Here is a 20,828-nt window from a genome sequence, read left to right as displayed (position 1 = left end):
GAGCAAACTGTTTGAACAAGTCTGAATGATATAAAAAAAGCCCATATCGATTTGATATGGGCTTTTTGTTTTGCGTCCAACAGATGTGTTTAACAATTAAGAAGACAGTACACGCTGCGCGATATCTCGATAATCCTGCGAGGCAAGACGCGGTCCAAACTGCTGAATAACTTGTGCTGATATTTCGCTAGCAAGACGACCACATTCTGGCAGACTATACTGCTGCGATAGTGCATATAAGAAAGCACCAGCGTAGTTATCGCCTGCACCGTTGGTATCGATGACGTTGGCCACTGCTGGCGTTGCAACGTCATAGACTTCAACTTCTGCCTCGTCATTAGGCTGGTGGGCGATTACCGCACCATTGGCACCATCAGTGACGACGGCAATTTGGCAATATTCAAGCAGGGCACGCGCCGCTGCTTTGACTTGTTTTTTATCAGTGAATAGCTTGGCTTCTTCGCTATTACAGAATATCACTGCGACTTTGTTGCCGAGCATATTAAGCAAACCATCTTTGGCAAATTTTACTACCGCAGGGTCAGCAAAGCTCACCGCGATTTTTGCATTATGAATGCCGGCTTGTTGACGTAATTGAGTCATCGCTGGTTGGATGCTCTCAGACATCGCCAAATAGCCTTCGATATATAGCCAATCTGCTTGCGTCAATGCGTCAAAATCAACATTGTCAGCGACAATCTCACTTGAAGTACCAAGATAGGTCTGCATGGTGCGTTCGCCATCTTCGGTGACGGCAACCACACATGAGCCGGTCACACCGCCTTCATGAATAGATTTGTCTGAGGTCGCGACACCTGCTTCATGCAAGTCTCTGAGATAAAACGCCCCTTGATCATCATCACCGACGCGGCAAGCATAAAAAGGCTTACCGCCTAAGCTGGCAAAGGTAAACATAGTATTGGCTGCAGATCCACCGCCTGCTTGTTTTGATGGCTCAATCTCAGCCAGTTTAAAATAAGCCAGTAGTTGCTGCTGCTCTTCAATACCAGCCAGCGTCATATTACCTTTGGTCAGCTCGGTCTCTTCTAGTGCCGCATCTGACAGCACATACTCGTGATCAACCAACGCATTACCTATTGCCATTACATCGTACATTGCTTGTCTCTCCTCAATTCATTTATAAATGGTTATCTTTTTATTATTAAAAACTAGTCAGCTTGCAACTCTAGTAGACGCTGATAAAGCGCATTTTTCTTCACGCCAGTGATATCAGAGGCTAGTGCGGCTGCTTTTTTGACCGATAAGTCCTCTAGCAAACGCTGTAGCAATTTATCATGCGTACTGATGTCGTCAGTATCTTTTGCCACACCGACGCCAGCGACGACCACGACTATCTCGCCGCGTTGCTGATTGTCATCTGCTTTGACAAACTCGACCAACTCGCCAAGGGTGCTCTTGTGTACTGTTTCAAAAGTTTTGGTCAATTCACGGCAAAAAGTCACCGCACGGTCTGCACCAAATATCGTTGCCATGTCTTCTAGACTAGCTACGATGCGATGCGGTGCTTCATAAAATATTAAAGTTTCGGTACGTGCGATTAGATCGCTCAGCTGTTTTTGACGACCGTGCGTTTTGGCAGGCAAGAACCCAATAAAGCTAAATCGATCAGAGGGTAGTCCTGCTACTGACAATGCGCCAATTGCAGCAGAAGCCCCAACGATAGGAGATACGGTCACGCCAGCTTCATGTGCAGCCTGTACCAATTGATAACCTGGGTCACTGACCAGTGGCGTACCAGCGTCACTAATCAAGGCAACCGAATGACCTTGCTCAATCATTTCAATGATTTTAGGCGTTTGAATAGCGCTATTGTGTTCGTGATAAGCCCATAGCTTGTTATGACCTTTTTGCTTCGTTGTGGCCTCATCATCTTCTACACTACTTGTGGCATGATGGGTCTCTGAGTTTTTTGCCTCATCCGTTTTGCTTCCTTTAGTATCAATACCAAAGTGCGACAACAGCTTACCTGAAGTGCGAGTATCTTCACAGGCAATGATCGCGACCTGCTTTAAAACATCAATCGCGTGTGGCGTCATGTCGGTCAAGTTGCCAATCGGCGTGGCAACGATATAGAGACAAGCTGGCATCGCAGTAGGGGTAGACATGAAAACCTCGGGTTATTAACAATAATAGTGCGCCATTATATCCAGTCGTTATCTATGATTTTTCAGTCAAATAGTGAGTGAATAAATCGATAGATTTTGAGAGCATAACGCGCAGAAGTGGCTAGTTTAGCATGTTGTGCTATGATAATTCTCAAATGTTAAGCAGACGAATTAACCTTATGACGAATCACAAACCCTTGATCTTAACCTCACCGAAACAACGACAAGGCAGCCTGTTTGAACAGCAGGCGTGTGAGTATTTACAAGCACAAGGGTTACGGTTGGTGGCGCAAAACTGGCAACAGCCAAAAATAGGCGAGCTAGATCTGATTATGATGGAAGCAGGACCCGCATGGTCAACGCTAGTATTTATCGAAGTTCGTCAACGTAAGCGGTCAATCTATGGCGATGCAGCACTCAGCGTGACGACAAGCAAGCAGCGTAAAGTGATTAAAGCGGCGCAATGTTTTTTGCAGCAGCATCCTGAGTACGCTCATTATGACTGCCGCTTTGATGTCATTGCTTATAATACGGCGGGTAAGCTCAGCTCAAAAGAGAATCCGTTGAGTGATGAGCCGGAATGGCTTAAAGGTGCCTTTGTAGCCAGTGCATGGTAGTAAATATATAACGCAAATACGGGATGACTCGCGCGCCTGACTGAATCTAGCGCGCAATACTCGTTACCAAAAACCTAACCGCTGCTGGCCAAAATTAAGTAAAGTAGCTGTTAACGAAATTCGTCTTATCACTGCTAGATAAAAATTGACTCAATTCATTGAATTTATAACACCGTCACCACCATGCTCTAAGAGGTAAACAATGACACGGATGCATTTGCGCACTGCTATTTTTGGTTCATCACGCTGTATTACGACGGGCATTATGCTTGCTGCTTGTGTGGTCAGTACAGGCTGTGCCACCAACTATCTGACCAACAGTACAGAAGGAACTTACGGTGTGCCAATGACTGAGCGCACCATTCCGCAGCGTCTACTAGATCGTAGTATCGAGCATACTGCCAAAATCAATGTCTATGGGCTAAAAGAAGACTTGCAGCAGACCAGCCGTATGGGTATCGATAGCTTCAATAGCGAAGTGCTGCTCACAGGGGAAGTACCGTCTGAAGCGCTCAAAGCAGAAGTAGAAAAGGTCGTTAGCTCCATGCCAGATGTACGCCGTGTCTACAACGAGATGGAAGTAAGTGCATCAAAAGGGTATAGCTCAACGGTTCATGATGGTTATATCACTTCAAAGCTACTGGCGAAAATAGCCGCCAGCGATGGTGTGAGTGCGTCACAAATTAAAGCCGTTACCAATAATGGTGTGGTCTATATTATGGGCCGTATGACACCCACTCAGCAGAGTCATCTGATTGATATTGCTAATAGTACCGTTGGGGTTACCGAGTTGGTATTGCTGACAACTGTCGTTGACGATAGAGGGGTGAAAATAAATAATGATGACATCATGTACGAGAATAATTTGGCCAATCCTGCAGTAGCGCCAGCTGCCCAAAATACTACTATCAACACGGCAACGCCTCTTGTCATAACGGAAGAAGAGGACAATACCACGCAGCCGTCATCAAGCCCTTATATTGACCTTTATCAGAACCAGTAGGCACTCTAGTTCGCCAAGCGATAAATGACGTTAATCACAATAAGCCTAAATAGTGATAACAGTAAAGGCACGAGAAATCTTCAGCCAGTGAGTACTATATCAATAGTAAAACGTAGCAGAGTCAGCGCATTAGCCAACGATACTAATATCAAACACCTCATTGGCTAGTGGATGAACCATTATCGCTGTTAGCCTGTTACTACTGATTGATAAATAAATATAATAGGATACTGGTCATGAAGGATTCACAGGCAAATATACAACCAAATAAAGAAACAAGCGTCATTGGTAATATAGGCGTGCACAATAAACCTGCTCATAAGAAAACACGAACGTTGAGATTTGGTGGTGCGGCAATATTGGCATTGGGCAGTATCGCGCTAGCCACGCAAAGCGCACAGGCATTATCACCGTTGGCTATCGTCAATGGGATTACTTCTAGTGGTGGCGTTGGGGTAAGTAAGGATATCTTATACGGTGATCAGCCTTCACAAGACCTAGATATCTATTATCCAAAACCGCTAGCACAAGCAATGAAATCTCAAAGTGCTATCAATACCAGCTATCCTATGGTGGTATTTGTCCATGGTGGTTCATGGGAGAGCGGCAATAAAGAACAATACGCCTTTGTCGGTCAGAGCTTAGCCAAAGCAGGGTATGTCACCGCAGTGATTAATTACCGTAAAGCGCCTGAGCACGTCTATCCTGATTATGTCAAAGATGCAGCTCAGGCAATTGCTTGGAGTATTGAAAATGCGACCAGTCTCCATGCAGATCCGTCACGCCTAGCAGTGATGGGGCATTCTGCTGGCGCGTTTAATGCAGTAGCAGCCGTTGCTAACGAAGACTTTTTGTCGCCTTATGGTATTAAGCCAACAGATATTGCAGCCGTTATCGGAATTGCGGGTCCTTATAGCTATGATTTCCGCAAGTTCAGTAGTGCAACGGCGTTTGGCCCCAATGCCACACCTGATGAGGTGATGCCAGATCGTCAGATTAAAGGTGCGCAGCCGCCCTATTTATTGTTAACGGCAGAAAAAGACAAAATTGTACATGTGACTAATACAATCAAAATGACAGAAGCGTTTAAAAAAGCAGGCGTAACCGTTGAAACGGGCGAAATCGAAGGGGCCAGTCACGCAACCAGTATAGGCGCTATGGCACCGCCGCTACGCTGGGTAAATGATGTGCGTGCGCAAGTGTTGACGTACTTGGATAAAACGCTCAAATAGCTTATCACTATGCATGTCTATCACTTTTGACCGTTTAATTGATAGCACTGTCTCAATGCTCAAACATACTTGAGTAAGACAGTACTGTAAGATATGCAAACTCTTGTTATAATGTCATCACTTTAAATCTATACCCTATTCTAAACTTTAAGGCAGACTATTCTATGAGCATGAACGCTGACGATTTGATCGCATTTTTACAGACTCACTTCCCAGACGCTTTTATTCAAGCTGCCAACCAAGGTAATAAGTTTGACGTACGCGTGGTCGATGCCAGCTTTGAAGGCAAACGCGCGGTTCAACGTCAGCAAGCAGTATATGCGTTAGTCAATGATAAGATTGCGAGTGGCGATATTCACGCACTCAATATCCAAGCGCTGACGCCTGCTGAGTGGGACGCTCAATCAAAAGGCTAATCAAATAGCTGTCTATATGACTAGATATTACTGAATCGGCCATATGCATGGTTGAGCGCTGTAGTTCTGGTTTTCATAATTTTTTATACTCATCGCTAGGTTGTCACCTTTATGGATCAATTTTTAATCACTGGTAGTAGTCGTATCGCAGGGGAAGTCACCATCTCAGGCGCCAAAAATGCCGCTTTGCCGTTACTCGCAGCTATGATATTGGCTGAGACCCCAACGACACTGCATAACGTGCCGTCACTACAAGACGTGCGAACGTTGATTGAATTGATCGGTGGCATGGGTATCAAAATCCAGAAGCAAGATGATACGGTCACTTGCGATACCAAGAGTATCGATAACTTTTATGCACCGTATGATTTGGTAAAAACCATGCGCGCGTCAATCTTGGTACTAGGGCCGCTACTGGCACGTTTTGGCGAAGCCGAAGTCTCATTGCCAGGTGGCTGTGCTATTGGTTCACGCCCTGTTGATCAGCATCTAAAAGCGTTTGAAGCGATGGGTGCTGAGATCAGTGTAGAGAATGGCTATGTAAAAGCTCAAGCACCTAAAGGTGGTAAGCTATTAGGCTGTAATTTCTCATTTGATATGATTACCGTCGGCGGTACTGAAAACGTCATCATGGCAGCAGCACTAGCCAAAGGCACCACTGTTTTAGGTAACTGTGCGTTAGAGCCAGAAGTGGTTGATTTGGCCAATATGTTGGTTGCAATGGGTGCCAAAATAAGCGGTATCGGTACATCAACGATGACCATCGAAGGGGTAGAGCGTCTACACGGCTGTGAATACTCAGTTGTCCCTGACCGTATCGAAACAGGCTCATACCTTGCTGGTGCCTTGATGACACGTGGCGATGTATTGACCAAAAAAACATCTGCTCTATTATTGACGCCAGTGCTAGAGAAGTTCGAAGACATGGGTGCAACTATCACGAGCGGTGATGACTGGATTCGCGCACAAATGAAAGGTCGTCCAAAGGCGGTTGATATTCGTACACAGCCACATCCTGGTTTTCCAACGGATATGCAAGCTCAGCTCATGGCGATTGCTTGCTTAGCTGACGGTACAAGTACTTTTATTGAAAATATTTTCGAAAACCGTTATATGCATGTACCAGAGCTCAATCGTTTGGGCGCGTCTATTCAGGTTGATGGTCACACTGCCGTAGTACGAGGTGTCGAAAACTTTACTGCAGCACCAGTCATGGCGACGGATTTACGTGCGTCTATGTCATTGGTAATGGCAGCGGCGACTGCTGAAGGCGAGAGCCTGATTGACCGTATTTACCACATTGACCGTGGTTATGAGCATGTTGAAGACAAGCTGCGTAGCTTAGGCGTGAACATCGAGCGTATTAATACCAACGCTTAATATTGATTGACTCAATATCGACTGTTACCCATATTACGTTATAAATTAAAAACTCCCCTTTGAGTAGGGGACTGCACATGGACACGATGTCATTATGACTGAGACAAGCAAATCTTTACCAGCCAGCGGTTTATTAAACGAAGTAAACGATGAGTTTTCAGGTCTAACCTTGGCTTTATCAAAAGGCCGCATTTTAGAAGAGACCATGCCGCTGCTACGTGCAGCTGGCGTTGATCTTTTAGAAGATCCTGAAGCGTCACGTAAACTGATTTTTCCAACCTCAAATCCAAATGTACGTGTATTGATTTTGCGTGCCAGTGACGTGCCGACTTATGTCGAACATGGCGCTGCTGACTTTGGGGTGGCGGGTAAAGATGTGCTGCTTGAGCATGGTGCCAATCATGTTTATGAATTGCTCGATTTGCAGATTGCTCAGTGCAAATTGATGACTGCGGGTGTGAAAGATGCACCGCTGCCAAATCGTCGCCTGCGTATCGCGACCAAATATGTCAATGTCGCTCGTGCTTATTTTGCAAGCCAAGGTCAGCAGGTTGATGTCATCAAACTTTACGGTTCGATGGAGCTTGCGCCGTTGGTTGGCTTGGGCGATCTGATTGTCGATGTGGTCGATACAGGCAATACATTGCGTGCCAATGGACTTGAGGCACGCGATCATATTTGCGATGTTTCCTCACGTTTGATTGTCAATCAAGTGAGCTATAAGCGCAAATTTGCACTACTAGAACCAATTTTAGATAGCTTTAAAAATAGTATCGCCAACAGCTAATGATCCAGTGCAAGTCATTGGTAATATAAAGCATGGTTATACAAATTTTTAAACCAGTTTAGCAGGCTATGAGTGACGTAGCGTGCTAAACTGGTTTTGTTGTCTTAGCTTGCGGAAACATAAAATCACCATAAAAATCAGACAAGAAGACGTCGAGTAAGCCGCAATATTTTGAAAGATAAACCTACTTTACTCAGTTCCAAACCGTTCATTTTTAGCACTACTTTATGCTCAGATATAGGATTAGGTCATGCGCCAGTTAAGTACCCAAGATGCCGATTTTGATAGTCAATTGACACAGTTGCTTGCCTTTGAGACAGTCAATGATGCTGAATTATTACATACCGTCGACGATATCATCGCCCAAGTACGTGCTGATGGTGATAGCGTCGTGTTGGCATTGACTCAGCAGTTTGACCAGCATCCAGCAACGTCGATGCGAGAGTTAGAGCTGTCTAAAGAAGCGCTTGCTGAAGCGTTTGCCAATCTTGATGAAAAAGTAAAGATAGCGTTGACCACAGCAGCGACTCGGGTACAGACATTCCATGAGCGCCAAGTACAAGAAACATGGCAGTATGAGGATGAGCTAGGTAACCGATTGGGTCAAAAAGTCACGCCACTTGATCGCGTTGGGATTTATGTGCCGGGCGGTCTGGCTTCTTATCCATCGTCAGTATTGATGAACGCCATTCCTGCTAAGGTAGCTGGCGTCACTGAAGTTATCATGGTCGTACCAGCGCCTAAAGGCGTGCTCAATCCGTTAGTATTGGCAGCGGCCCATCTGGCCCAAGTCGATCGCGTCTTTACTATCGGTGGCGCTCAAGCAGTAGCAGCTTTAGCTTACGGCACTGAAACGATTCCAGCCGTGGACAAAATCACAGGACCAGGCAATAAATATGTCGCTGCAGCCAAACGCGCGGTATTTGGTCAAGTTGGTATCGATATGATTGCCGGACCTTCAGAAGTATTGGTGTATGCAGAAGGCGAAGCACAAGATAGAGCGGACTGGCTCGCGATGGATCTATTGTCTCAAGCTGAGCATGACCGTATTGCACAAGCTATCTTTGTGACGACTAGCGAAGAGCAGCTCAACGAAGTAGCACTTGAGATAGAAAAAGCACTGACTGAGCTGCCAAAAGCAGATATCGCGCGTGACTCACTGCAGAACCGCGGCGCACTGATTTTGGTAAAAGATCGTAGCGAAGGTATGGCACTTATCAATCGTATTGCTCCTGAGCATTTAGAGTTATCTGTTGATAATCCTGACGCACTGTTAAACGATATTCGTCATGCGGGCGCTATCTTTATGGGTCGTCATACGCCTGAAGCTATTGGGGATTACTGTGCAGGACCGAACCATGTACTGCCAACATCAGGCACTGCTCGCTTTTCTTCGCCGTTAGGTGTTTACGATTTTCAAAAGAAATCATCCATCATTTATTGTAGTGAATCCGGCAGTAAGCCTTTGGCTGAGACAGCTGATATTTTAGCGCAGCGTGAGGACTTAGAAGCCCATGCGCGTTCAGCTCGTTATCGTTATCAGTAATTGATTTTGAATTTTTAGCTTTTACTTTTGATATTTATTTTTAATAGTCTTTGTGGCTAATAGTAGGATAATTTATGAGTGAGTCAAAGATAGACACCAGACTGTGGTCGTCTAAAGCGCGCAACTTGTCACCTTATATTCCAGGTGAGCAGCCGCAACACGACAATCTATGCAAACTAAATACCAATGAAAACCCATTTCCACCCTCGCCAAAAGTAGGGGAGGCTATTGCTAAGGTTTTAGAGCAGCAAGCTGATGAACTACGTTTGTATCCTGCTCCTGAATCTAATGACTTGCGTGCTGCATTGGCACAGTCATACAACCTTGATATCAATCAAGTATTTGTCGGTAATGGTTCAGATGAAGTCTTGGCATTAGTCTTTGCGAGTTTCTTTTTAAAAGAGCGTCCGCTGCTATCACCTGATATTGGTTATAGTTTCTATCCTGTATATGCGCAGACGTTTGGAGTAGAGCTTGTACAGATTCCTCTAGAAGAAGACTTTAGCATTGACCCTGATGCTTATCGTCAGCCTTGTAGTGGTATTATCATTGCTAACCCTAATGCACCAACGGGCTTACTGCTGTCGCTTGCTGATATTCGTAAACTTGCGAGTGAGCATTCTAATGCGGTCATTGTGATTGATGAGGCATATATCGATTTTGCTCAGATAGACGAGAGCAATGCAGATGCTCCAGTCTCAGCGGTGAGCTTAATCAATGAATGTGATAACGTCATCGTGACCCAAACCTTTTCAAAATCACGCTCACTTGCTGGATTGCGGGTTGGTATGGCCTTTGGCAATGCATCGTTGATTGAAGCACTGACACGGATGAAAAATAGCTTTAACAGCTATCCATTGGATAAATTGGCTCAAGCTGGGGCGACTGCGAGTGTGTTAGATACTGAGTATTTTGAGCACACCCGTCAGCAAGTCATTGATTTACGTACGTCACTGACAGCAGAGTTGACGACATTGGGCTATAAGGTCCTACCGTCACATGCAAACTTCGTATTCGCTCGTCCAAAAGATGGCAATGCTAGCGTTGTCGCGAGTGCGTTACGCGAGCAAGGCATTATCGTTCGGCATTTTGATAAGCCGCGTATTGCAGAGTACTTGCGTATTACTATCGGTACAGCAGAGCAGAACAACCGTTTGATTGATGCGCTAAAAGCCTTGCAAGTCGATGCTAGCGTTGTTGCTGAATAATATTATATTGATAGCTTAATATAGAATGTTGATAGGTACGTCTCTTTATTCATAACGCACACTACTATCGATAAGTCTTAAAAAAGCCTGCTAACGTAACGTTGGCAGGCTTTTTTAATTTCAAATTAGCAATAATATTTGAGTTCGCTATCTTAGGTTTTTTGAGCAAGTACTGATAATAAATTACCTACTTTATCTAAGCATTCTTGGTATTCAGCATCACAATCGGATGCGACCGTAATACCGCCACCTGCCCACAGGTTAACGTGTCTTTCTTTATTACAGTCATCATTCGACAAAGCGTTGGCTTGCAAAGTACGAATGAGCACATTCCATTGACCACTACCATCAAAGTTCATATAACCCATAGTGCCACAGTAGGCACCGCGTGGCGTAGACTCCAACTCAGCGATGATCTCAACAGCGCGTTTTTTCGGTGTGCCAGTAATAGAGCCAGCAGGCAGACTACCAAACAATACAGCCAACGGATGAGTATCAGCTTTTAGCTCAGCAGTAATGGTACTCACCATATGATGCACGTTACTAAAGCTCTCAATTGCAAATAACTGTGGTACTTTCACAGTGCCAATTTTGGCGTATTTGCCCAAATCATTACGCAGTAAATCGACAATCATGACATTTTCGGCACGGTCTTTTTCGCTATTGACCAATTGCTGTTTATAGCGCTCATCTTGCTCGTTAGACGTACCTCGCGGCATGGTTCCCTTGATAGGCTTGGTGCGAATAGAGTGTTTGCCAGTATCAACTTCTCTAGTGAATGTAAAAAATAACTCAGGTGAGCAGCTTAACAATTCAAAATGATTGCTATCTGTGTTAAAGCTGCTGCTTCTATTTAGGTAATCACCATCATTGCTATCAACGCTCATATATCCTGCAAAAGGCACTTTTGTATTGCGATATAGCGCAGGCAAATAGTCAATAAGCGAAAAGGCTGATTGAACATCGTTATTTTCACGCGCTAAACTGCCAGACCATTTCTGTGTCAGGTTTATCTGATAGCAGTCACCTTGTTGTAGATAGTCTTGTGTGCGATTAAATGCTTGTTGATAATTAAGCTTACTCCATCGCGGACTTAAAACTAGGGGAGTGATGTTTGATACATCTTTAAACTGTGGTTGATTGAGATGTTTATCAGACAGTTTTTGATCCAGTTCACCTAGGTAAGAGGTAAGAGTATTTATAAGAATATCGTTTGTCTCATGATCGGTATTCTCAGAAGCATCGTCGTTAGTTAGATGATTCTTTAACGTCCAACCTGTATCAGCATGTGCCGTAGGTGTTAGATAAATATCATAATGCCCTAATGAAGCACACGGCTGTATTGCCAATTCAATTCTATCGGCAGGGCTTAGCTCATAGGCCGCAATATCATAACCAATAAAACCGATTAGCCCATGATGATAACTGGGTTTTGGGCTTTCTTCGTTATTGATATATGAGGTGTCGTGATTAATTTCTTGATCGTTACTATAAGCGATTAGTTCCTCTTGCCACTCTAGATAGCTCATATAAGCTGTGGTGCTAGCATAATTGTTATCAACGCTATTTACATTAGTATCGCGACTCAAGTCAGTATTGCGACAACTCTTAATCACCTTATAAATATTGGGTAAATCACTAGAGGCTTGCTCACAATTGGGATAAACCGACCAGCTGACTTTAGGCAGCAAGCCAATTACTGGTCGTCCGTCATTATTTAACCAAGCCAATTGCCAATTTTCTGCATCATCTTGGTTAAGTAAATGGCGTCTTAGCTGTGGCATTAATTCAGCCGCTGACAAATCACCAAAACGCCAGCTAGGTTTGCTAGCTGGCGATGGCACAGAATCTGTCTGCTCAGTTGTATTGTGATTTGATACAAGCATGGGTTAAGCGTCAAACTTTTTGATAATTAGCGTAGCGTTGGTACCACCAAAGCCAAAGCTATTACTCATCAAGGTTTCAAGATTAGCTTCACGCATTTCGGTGACAATATCGAAACCTTCAGCAGCAGGGTCCAAGTTATCAACATTGATACTTGGAGCGATAAAGCCGTCCTGTAGCATCAGTAGACAATAAATCAGCTCTTGTGCACCAACAGCACCCAAGCTATGACCTGTCATTGATTTGGTTGAGCTGATAGCAGGTACTTTACTGATGTCATTATCAAATACTTTAGCAATCGCTTTAAGCTCAGTAATATCGCCTAACGGTGTACTAGTACCATGGCTGTTGATGTAATCGACACTTTCTAGACCCGCTTCAGTTAAGGCTTGTTGCATACAGCGAACAGCACCTTCACCGCTTGGCGCAACCATTTCTGCACCATCAGAGCTGGCACCATAGCCAACGATTTCAGCCAAAATATTAGCGCCGCGTGCTTGAGCATGTTCCAGACTCTCTACAACCACCATCGCGCCACCAGCAGCAATCACAAAACCGTCACGGTCTTTGTCATAGGCTCTTGAGGCAAGTTTTGGTGTGTCGTTATACTGAGTACTAACTGCGCCCATAGCATCAAACATACAAGACTGCGTCCAATGCTCAGCTTCACTACCACCAGCCAATATCACATCGGCTTTACCCAATTGGATAAGCTCAGCAGCATGACCGATACAGTGTGTCGAAGTCGCACAAGCAGAGGCGAGAGAGTAGGAGACGCCTTGGATTTTGAGACCGGTTGCTAAAGCGGCTGATACCGAGCTGCCCATTGTCTTTGGTACTGCCATTGCGCCTACACCGCGTAGACCTTTTTCGCGCATAGCATCGATAGCATTGACGATATTTTCTGTTGATGCGCCGCCCGAACTTGCCACTACACCCACTCGTGGGTTGTTATTGATAGTATCAAGTGACAGGCCAGAGTGCTCAATCGCATTTAGTGCACTAACATAAGCATAGAGACTGGCGTCACTAAAGAACCGTTTCAGCTTACGATCGATACCACTGGTATCAAGTTCTGATTGATTGATACTACCGCTCACGTGTGATTTAAACTCGTGCTCAGCATAAGAATCGTTAAATGTAATGCCAGACTGACCTTCTTTGAGGGCAGTGGTGACAGTATCTAAATCATGTCCAATACAAGAGACAATCCCTGCTCCAGTAATAACGACGCGGCGCATATGCTATTCCTTATAAGTAACGACTTGCTAGCAGTTGGTTGCAATAATCGTGGTAAATCTATATATGATGTTTAACTATGAGTTAATTCAAGCATTATAATGAAAAAATAGTCTATGTAGATAACGATAGCATGAATTTAGGTAACGAAATTCTGTTAACGGTCTATCAGAGACAATATAAATTCAGTGTACAATTATGCTCTCAGTTATGGCACATGATAACGTATCAAGCACTGGAAATCTTCGGACAAGTGTAAAATAACGACAAAATAACACTTATGACTGAGTTTTGAGTAAAGAGATGAGAAGTAAGACTAGCTACTGACTATGGACGGAATTATACTTTAGATACAAAATTTGTGATTCTAATAACATTGTTCGCACTGACACCAGTTACGATAACTGGCTAGAATAATAGATTCACTATTATTAATAATTAACTATCATATTAAAATACAACTATATTAAAAACCACTTCATCATATTAAGGACATCACGATGGCAAAGCGTAGTACTCTTTCTAAAAGCATAAATACCATTGGCTCTTTTACTCGAAACAACCTAGAGCGTGTAGGGGCTATGATTGACAGCGTAAATGCTAAAACAGGCAAACCGCGTCAATACAAAGCCGTCGACCTAGGCGATGAAGACTACCAACAAGACTTGTTTCGTGAGCAAACCTTAAAAGCTACGCAGCAACTTTTAGGACCACGCTTTGCTACTTATGGTAAATACGCCAAGAAAGTCGTGCCGAATAGCTTTTTCCAATCGACAGTTGACGGCGCATTTGCCCAAGTAGCCAACCTCGCTGCCAACTGGAGCCAACTCGACTTACCTAATGAGCATCGTTTTGCCAATATTGCTACTTTAGATGACGAAGAGCGTTATGCGCTAGCTACTGATATCGCTAATCAAAACCGCGCGCTTGCAATGATGGGTGGTTTGACAGGTTTGGCAGGTCTACCAGGTTTGCTAGCTGATACATTGTGGCTATTATTGGTTTCATTACGTACGGTTTATCAGATTGCTGCTGTATATAATAAGCCGCTGACAGGTAAGCAAGGCGTCAAGATGGCGTACGAACTACTATCAAACGCTGATTTGAGCAAGATGCAAGAAAAACAAGCGCTACTAGCTGGTCTAGGTATTGGTAAAGGTTTGCTTGATAATGCTCAGAGCAATGGACTACATAGTGAACTTAAAAATCTCGGTCTGAAAAATAAAAATGTAAATTTCTATGCTGCGCAAATAGACAAAGTCGCCAGTCAAGTAGGTATTGATTTAGATCAGATTAATTTATCATGGGTTCGTCGTTTTATTCCTGTCACCGCAGTAGCGATCGGTATGCACTACAACAGTCAGTTGATTGACGAAGTTATTGGCGTTGCTCAAGCGACCTTTGCGCCAGAGGCAAAACTAGCCAATCGTGCCATTACTGATGACAGCAGCAGTGAGGCTAAAGTAGAAAAGGCTAATACTGATGAGGCGAAAAAAGACACAGAGCCCAAAGAAAAAAGCAGTGATCCAGAAAAAGTTACTGATAAGGAAGAAACTAGCAGTAAAAAAGACGCAGACAAGCAAACGTCTGATAAAAAAGCCAAGTAATAAAGATATTATTTGCTAGTTGGGTTATAGCTTTATAAGCGCAATGGTATTTATCTTAGTTTGATTGAGCAACACGACTTGAAAATTAGGATAAATACTACCACTTAGTTACTATCAAGTACCATTTCAATGTTAAACATCTTTTCTTAATGATGCTTGAGCTCGCTTTGTGTACTTTATTTATTACGCTATTTTTCGGCGAAAAATCTATAAAGTGATACAATGAGAGGCTGAATGCATATCTATCAAATGTTGTAAAGCGAAACCATTCATAAGTGGTTGAAATAGCAGCAACAACTCTTTATAATACACTGTCCTAAAAATGGGTGCCCCGAAATCTGCAATTATTGTCAGATAGATGGTGCATTGGCCCATTTTTTTGTTTTATACCAAACGGGAGAAGGATGCCTTATGGCAACAACTAACCAATTGATTCGTAAAGGTCGCAAAACCATCAAGGAAAAGTCAAAAGTTCCTGCGTTGGAAGCGTGCCCACAGCGTCGCGGTGTATGTACTCGTGTATATACTACCACGCCAAAAAAACCTAACTCTGCCATGCGTAAAGTATGTCGTGTACGTTTGACTTCAGGCTATGAAGTATCAAGCTACATCGGCGGCGAAGGTCATAACCTACAAGAGCACAGTGTTGTTCTAATCCGTGGTGGTCGTGTAAAAGATCTACCAGGTGTACGTTATCACACTGTTCGCGGTGCATTAGATTGCGCAGGCGTTAAAGACCGTAAGCAAGGTCGCTCTAAGTACGGTGCTAAGAAGCCTAAAGTTTAATAACTAAACGTTATTAGATAAGCTTTTTGCACTACCCAATAACTGTGCATGGGTTTGGTGTCAGTAGTAATATCGCTTTTATATAAATATATATCTGTGATTTGCTATTAAAACATACCACCATGCAGTAAGGCTAACTGATAACTCACTGCTATATCCTAATGATAAGTAGTCGATGTTGTGAATGTTAGACACTCCTGAAGATAAGGAAATTTATTATGCCAAGACGTCGCGTCGTTGCTGCCCGTGAGATCCTACCGGATCCTAAGTTTGGTAGCCAAACTGTTGCAAAATTCATCAACCATGTAATGAGTGATGGTAAAAAATCTACTGCTGAGCGTATCGTTTACGGTGCACTTGAGACAGTAAGTGAGAAGCGTAAAGTTGAAGATCCAGTATCTTTCTTCGAAGAAGTGCTAGAAAATGTACGCCCAATGGTAGAAGTAAAAGCTCGCCGTGTCGGTGGTGCAACCTATCAAGTACCAATGGAAGTACGCCCCTCCCGTCGTACTGCATTGGCTATGCGTTGGTTAGCTGAAGCTGCTGCTAAGCGTTCTGAAAAATCAATGGCTTTGCGTTTAGCTGGCGAATTGAATGATGCTGCTGATGGCAAAGGCGCTGCTATGAAAAAGCGTGACGAAGTTCACCGCATGGCAGATGCTAACAAAGCATTCTCTCATTACCGTTTCTAAGCTACTTTTTAATAGTAGCTTGAGATTAGAGGCTCATGCCATTTAATCTTACATTGTTGTTTATTCTATTGATTGCCGCCATCATCATTCGGTCATATATAAATGTTATTTATTGATGACTGAGGTGGCGGACATCTATCCAGATGTCTCTCTTAACAAATACAGTTTTTGCTGGAGAGCATCCCAAATTTGATGCCGCACTATTCTTAGTATTTGCTCTTTTTTTGTCCGTATTAGGCTCAATAATCAGTAAGTAATATTACGAAGCTGAACGCTTTGTCATAGAGTATGAGGTAGAGACACAATACATTATTATATACACGACTTTTCCTAGGAAAACACTATGGCTCGTAAAACTCCCCTAAAACGCTATCGCAATATTGGTATCTCAGCGCACATCGATGCTGGTAAGACAACCACTACAGAGCGTGTTTTATTCTATACCGGTGTTAGCCACAAAATTGGCGAAGTACATGATGGCGCAGCCACTATGGACTGGATGGAGCAAGAACAAGAGCGTGGTATTACTATTACCTCAGCGGCAACAACTTGTTTTTGGTCAGGTATGGCTAAACAGTTTGACGAACACCGTATCAACATCATCGATACCCCAGGTCACGTTGACTTCACGATCGAAGTTGAACGTTCTATGCGTGTACTTGATGGCGCTTGCATGGTTTACTGTGCAGTAGGCGGCGTTCAGCCACAGTCTGAGACCGTATGGCGTCAGGCGAACAAATATAAAGTACCACGTCTTGCATTTGTAAACAAAATGGATCGTGTTGGTGCTGATTTCTATCGTGTTATCGAACAGATCAAAACTCGCTTAGGCGGTAACCCTGTACCATTGGTTATCCCAATTGGTAAAGAAGATGACTTCGAAGGCGTTGTTGATCTAGTGACCATGAAAGCTATCTATTGGGACGAAGCGTCTCAAGGTATGCAATATGATGAGCGCGAAATCCCAACTGAACTACAAGAAAAAGCAGCAGAATACCGCGAGCACCTTGTAGAAAATGCTGCTGAAGCCAACGAAGAGTTGATGAACGAATACCTAGAAAACGGTGAGTTGACTGTAGAACAAATTCACGGTGCTATTCGTCAGTTAACTATCGATAACGAAATCATTCCGCTTCTTTGTGGTACTGCCTTTAAGAACAAAGGTGTACAGAAGATGCTAGATGCCGTTATTCAGTATCTACCTGCACCAATCGACGTACCTGCTATTAAAGGTATTCTTGATGACAAAGACGAAAGCGAAGGCAGCCGTGAAGCATCAGATGAAGCACCTTTCTCAGCACTAGCGTTCAAAATCATGAATGACAAATTCGTTGGTAACTTAACCTTCGTACGTGTTTATTCTGGTGTAATGAAGCAGGGTAGCAGTGTTTATAACCCAGTTAAAATGAAGCGTGAGCGTGTTGGTCGTATCGTACAGATGATGGCAAACTCTCAAGAAGAGCTTGCAGAGATTCGTACTGGTGATATCGCAGCTCTAGTCGGCATGAAAGATGTGACTACTGGTGATACGCTATGTGATGAAGACAACGTGATCACTCTTGAGCGTATGGAATTCCCAGATCCAGTTATCTCTCTAGCTGTTGAGCCAAAGACCAAAGCTGACCAAGAAAAAATGTCAATCGCTCTTGGCCGTTTGGCAAAAGAAGATCCATCGTTCCGTGTACACACTGACGAAGAATCTGGTCAGACAATCATCAGTGGTATGGGTGAGCTACATCTAGAGATTCTTGTTGACCGTATGAAGCGTGAATTCAACGTTGAAGCAAACATCGGTGCACCTCAGGTTGCTTATCGTGAGACGATTCGTAACACTGTTGAACAAGAAGGCAAATTCGTACGTCAAACAGGTGGTCGTGGTAAGTTTGGTCATGTTTGGTTACGTCTTGAGCCACTTGATCCAGCTGGCGACACTGAATATGAATTCGCTGAAGAAGTTGTTGGTGGTACTGTACCAAAAGAATTCCACGGTGCTGTTGATAAAGGTATCCAAGAGCGCATGAAAAACGGCGTACTTGCAGGCTACCCAGTAGTTGGCGTAAAAGCGACCTTGTATGATGGTTCTTATCATGACGTTGACTCTGATGAATTGTCATTTAAGATGGCTGGTTCTATGGCCTTCAGAAAAGGTTTCTTAGCAGCTGATCCAGCACTACTTGAGCCAGTAATGAAAGTAGAAGTTGAAACACCTGAAGACTACATGGGCGACATCATGGGCGATCTTAACCGTCGTCGTGGTTTGGTACAGGGTATGGAAGATCTACCTGGCGGTACTAAACAGATTCGTGCTGAAGTACCATTAGCGGAAATGTTTGGTTATGCCACTCAAATGCGCTCTATGTCACAAGGCCGTGCAACTTACTCAATGGAATTCCAAAAGTACGCTGAGATTCCAAAATCAGTTGCTGCTGAAATCATCTCTAAGTTCAACTCTAAAGATGATGACGAGTAAATAAAACTTACTGAAAGTGACAATATAGAGTACGTCTGTGTATTGTCACTAAAGAATACGCCAATAACTTGTTAAAAGACTTGTTATTGGCCGCGATTTTCTTATAATATCTGCACATTAGTATGTGCAACCTTTTAACAATTATCTTAATGTGGTCAAAATCGTCTTAATAATCATATTTATATGAGTTAAGTCTTGAACCCCAAAAAAAGAGGAAATACCCATGGCAAAGGCCAAGTTTGAACGTAACAAGCCACACGTCAACGTCGGTACAATCGGACACGTTGACCATGGTAAAACAACCCTTACCGCTGCAATCGCAACCGTAGCTGCAATCACCTCTGGTGGCGAAGCCAAAGACTACGCGTCTATTGACTCAGCACCAGAAGAAAAAGCACGTGGTATCACAATCAACACCTCACACGTAGAATATGACACAGACAGCCGTCACTATGCTCACGTAGATTGCCCAGGTCACGCCGATTATGTTAAAAACATGATCACTGGTGCTGCTCAGATGGACGGCGCAATCCTAGTCGTATCTGCAACTGACGGCCCTATGCCACAGACTCGTGAGCACATCTTGCTTTCACGTCAGGTTGGCGTACCGTACATCATCGTATTCATGAACAAATGTGACATGGTTGATGACGAAGAATTGTTAGAACTAGTAGAAATGGAAGTTCGTGAATTATTGAACGACTATGACTTCCCAGGCGATGACACTCCTATCGTTAAAGGTTCTGCTACTGAAGCCCTAAAAGGCTCACAAGAAAAATACGGCCAACCAGCTGTTGTAGAACTACTAAACGTACTAGACACCTACATCCCAGAGCCAGAGCGTGACATCGACAAAGCATTCCTAATGCCAATCGAAGACGTATTCTCAATCTCAGGTCGTGGTACCGTAGTAACAGGCCGTGTTGAATCTGGTATCGTTAAAGTTGGCGACGAGATCGAAATCGTTGGTATCCGTGACACTCAAAAAACCACCTGTACTGGTGTAGAGATGTTCCGTAAACTGCTTGACGAAGGTCGTGCAGGCGAAAACTGTGGCGTACTACTACGTGGTACTAAGCGTGAAGACGTACAACGTGGCCAAGTACTAGCTAAGCCAGGTTCAATCACTCCTCACACCAAGTTTGACGCTGAAGTATATGTGTTGAGCAAAGAAGAGGGTGGTCGTCACACACCATTCCTAAACGGCTATCGTCCACAGTTCTACTTCCGTACTACTGACGTAACTGGCGCAATCCAATTACAAGACGGTACTGAAATGGTAATGCCTGGTGATAACGTTGAGATGGGCGTAGAGCTTATCCACCCAATCGCTATGGACAAAGGTCTTCGCTTCGCTATTCGTGAAGGCGGCCGTACTGTAGGCGCTGGTGTTGTTGCTAACGTATTGAACTAATCCTTAAGTCTCAGCAATGAGCTTATGAATTATTCATAAAAAAGGCCATCCTATCTAGGGTGGTCTTTTTTTGTGGGAGAATGTGAATCATTATTATAATTAGAATAATAGCTTTAGCGAAACAATAACTCACGATATGTGAGATAGAGATAATTATTTGTTAGATAGCATATTGTAATCTACGGCATAGCTTGTTATATTATCGCTGCACTTAACGCTAGCAGTTATTTTAGACTGCAGTGGTGCAAAATCAGGTAAAATTAATAATTTTACCGTCAAGGGCTTGCATTCTATGCTAAATATTGTATAATGCTGTCCTTTACACCCATAGGCGATTGGCTCAATTGGTAGAGCATCGGTCTCCAAAACCGAGGGTTGTAGGTTCGAGTCCTACATCGCCTGCCATCTTCTTATCACATCT

At 43.7% G+C, this 20,828-nt stretch carries 17 protein-coding genes and 1 tRNA gene; 14 read left to right on the top strand and 4 right to left on the bottom strand.

Annotated elements, in window-relative coordinates:
• Window positions 1–96: 96 nt before the first annotated feature.
• Together JMX07_RS02285 and rsmI are read right to left on the bottom strand one after the other, a co-directional pair.
• Window positions 97–1,116, bottom strand: a complete 1,020-nt coding sequence (locus tag JMX07_RS02285; protein ID WP_201579852.1) for an adenosine kinase — start codon at window positions 1,114–1,116, stop codon at window positions 97–99.
• Between the two features lie 53 nt (window positions 1,117–1,169).
• Window positions 1,170–2,126 carry a 16S rRNA (cytidine(1402)-2'-O)-methyltransferase gene (gene rsmI / locus JMX07_RS02280; protein WP_201605997.1) on the bottom strand — a complete coding sequence of 319 codons (957 nt, stop codon included), beginning with the start codon at window positions 2,124–2,126 and terminating at the stop codon, window positions 1,170–1,172.
• Between the two features lie 131 nt (window positions 2,127–2,257).
• On the opposite strand from rsmI, the gene JMX07_RS02275 reads away from it, so the two are divergent.
• From JMX07_RS02275 to hisC, 8 genes are all read left to right on the top strand, one after another.
• Window positions 2,258–2,743 carry a YraN family protein gene (locus tag JMX07_RS02275; RefSeq protein ID WP_201605995.1) on the top strand — a complete coding sequence of 162 codons (486 nt, stop codon included), beginning with the start codon at window positions 2,258–2,260 and terminating at the stop codon, window positions 2,741–2,743.
• A 202-nt stretch (window positions 2,744–2,945) separates the two neighbouring features.
• Window positions 2,946–3,746 (top strand): BON domain-containing protein, encoded by an 801-nt coding sequence (locus JMX07_RS02270; protein WP_201605993.1) that lies wholly within the window; start codon window positions 2,946–2,948, stop codon window positions 3,744–3,746.
• 236 nt (window positions 3,747–3,982) lie between these two features.
• Window positions 3,983–4,978: an alpha/beta hydrolase gene (locus JMX07_RS02265; RefSeq protein WP_201605991.1), complete on the top strand. Its 996-nt coding sequence runs from the start codon at window positions 3,983–3,985 to the stop codon at window positions 4,976–4,978.
• 164 nt (window positions 4,979–5,142) lie between these two features.
• Entirely contained in the window at window positions 5,143–5,394 is a 252-nt protein-coding gene (locus JMX07_RS02260; protein WP_057761749.1) for a BolA family protein, read from the top strand.
• Window positions 5,395–5,505: 111 nt separating this feature from the next.
• The gene (gene murA / locus JMX07_RS02255) at window positions 5,506–6,774 is read left to right on the top strand and encodes a UDP-N-acetylglucosamine 1-carboxyvinyltransferase (RefSeq protein ID WP_114701832.1); all 1,269 of its coding nucleotides are present in this window, start codon (window positions 5,506–5,508) and stop codon (window positions 6,772–6,774) included.
• Window positions 6,775–6,868: 94 nt separating this feature from the next.
• Window positions 6,869–7,561, top strand: a complete 693-nt coding sequence (gene hisG / locus JMX07_RS02250) for an ATP phosphoribosyltransferase (RefSeq protein ID WP_101205353.1) — start codon at window positions 6,869–6,871, stop codon at window positions 7,559–7,561.
• Window positions 7,562–7,811: 250 nt separating this feature from the next.
• Window positions 7,812–9,107, top strand: coding sequence for a histidinol dehydrogenase (gene hisD / locus JMX07_RS02245; RefSeq protein ID WP_201605989.1), 1,296 nt, complete (start codon window positions 7,812–7,814; stop codon window positions 9,105–9,107).
• A 74-nt stretch (window positions 9,108–9,181) separates the two neighbouring features.
• Entirely contained in the window at window positions 9,182–10,315 is a 1,134-nt protein-coding gene (hisC, locus tag JMX07_RS02240) for a histidinol-phosphate transaminase (protein WP_201605987.1), read from the top strand.
• A 152-nt stretch (window positions 10,316–10,467) separates the two neighbouring features.
• Here the strand turns inward: hisC and JMX07_RS02235 are convergent, their stop codons facing one another.
• Together JMX07_RS02235 and JMX07_RS02230 are read right to left on the bottom strand one after the other, a co-directional pair.
• On the bottom strand, window positions 10,468–12,201 hold the full coding sequence (locus JMX07_RS02235; protein ID WP_201605985.1) for an anthranilate synthase component I family protein: 1,734 nt from the start codon (window positions 12,199–12,201) through the stop codon (window positions 10,468–10,470).
• A gap of 3 nt (window positions 12,202–12,204) precedes the next feature.
• Window positions 12,205–13,440, bottom strand: coding sequence for a beta-ketoacyl-ACP synthase II (locus tag JMX07_RS02230; RefSeq protein ID WP_201605983.1), 1,236 nt, complete (start codon window positions 13,438–13,440; stop codon window positions 12,205–12,207).
• A 498-nt stretch (window positions 13,441–13,938) separates the two neighbouring features.
• Between JMX07_RS02230 and JMX07_RS02225 the strand changes: the two genes are divergently transcribed.
• The 6 genes from JMX07_RS02225 to JMX07_RS02200 all read left to right on the top strand — a co-directional run bounded on the left by JMX07_RS02225 (window position 13,939) and on the right by JMX07_RS02200 (window position 20,812).
• Complete coding sequence (locus JMX07_RS02225) at window positions 13,939–15,045, top strand: EcsC family protein (RefSeq protein ID WP_201605980.1); 1,107 nt, start codon at window positions 13,939–13,941, stop codon at window positions 15,043–15,045.
• Window positions 15,046–15,456: 411 nt separating this feature from the next.
• Complete coding sequence (gene rpsL, locus JMX07_RS02220) at window positions 15,457–15,831, top strand: 30S ribosomal protein S12 (protein WP_011281154.1); 375 nt, start codon at window positions 15,457–15,459, stop codon at window positions 15,829–15,831.
• Window positions 15,832–16,049: 218 nt separating this feature from the next.
• On the top strand, window positions 16,050–16,523 hold the full coding sequence (gene rpsG / locus JMX07_RS02215) for a 30S ribosomal protein S7 (protein WP_057761735.1): 474 nt from the start codon (window positions 16,050–16,052) through the stop codon (window positions 16,521–16,523).
• A gap of 343 nt (window positions 16,524–16,866) precedes the next feature.
• Entirely contained in the window at window positions 16,867–18,993 is a 2,127-nt protein-coding gene (fusA, locus tag JMX07_RS02210; protein ID WP_101205359.1) for an elongation factor G, read from the top strand.
• A 223-nt stretch (window positions 18,994–19,216) separates the two neighbouring features.
• The gene (gene tuf, locus JMX07_RS02205) at window positions 19,217–20,407 is read left to right on the top strand and encodes an elongation factor Tu (protein WP_114701991.1); all 1,191 of its coding nucleotides are present in this window, start codon (window positions 19,217–19,219) and stop codon (window positions 20,405–20,407) included.
• A gap of 329 nt (window positions 20,408–20,736) precedes the next feature.
• A tRNA-Trp gene (locus JMX07_RS02200) sits at window positions 20,737–20,812 on the top strand.
• Window positions 20,813–20,828: the final 16 nt, after the last annotated feature.

Origin of the sequence: Psychrobacter immobilis (genome assembly GCF_904846235.1) — a bacterium.
Classification (GTDB): domain Bacteria; phylum Pseudomonadota; class Gammaproteobacteria; order Pseudomonadales; family Moraxellaceae; genus Psychrobacter; species Psychrobacter immobilis_C.
Note: the sequence above shows the minus strand (reverse complement) of the source record. Positions and strands in the feature narration are given on the sequence as shown.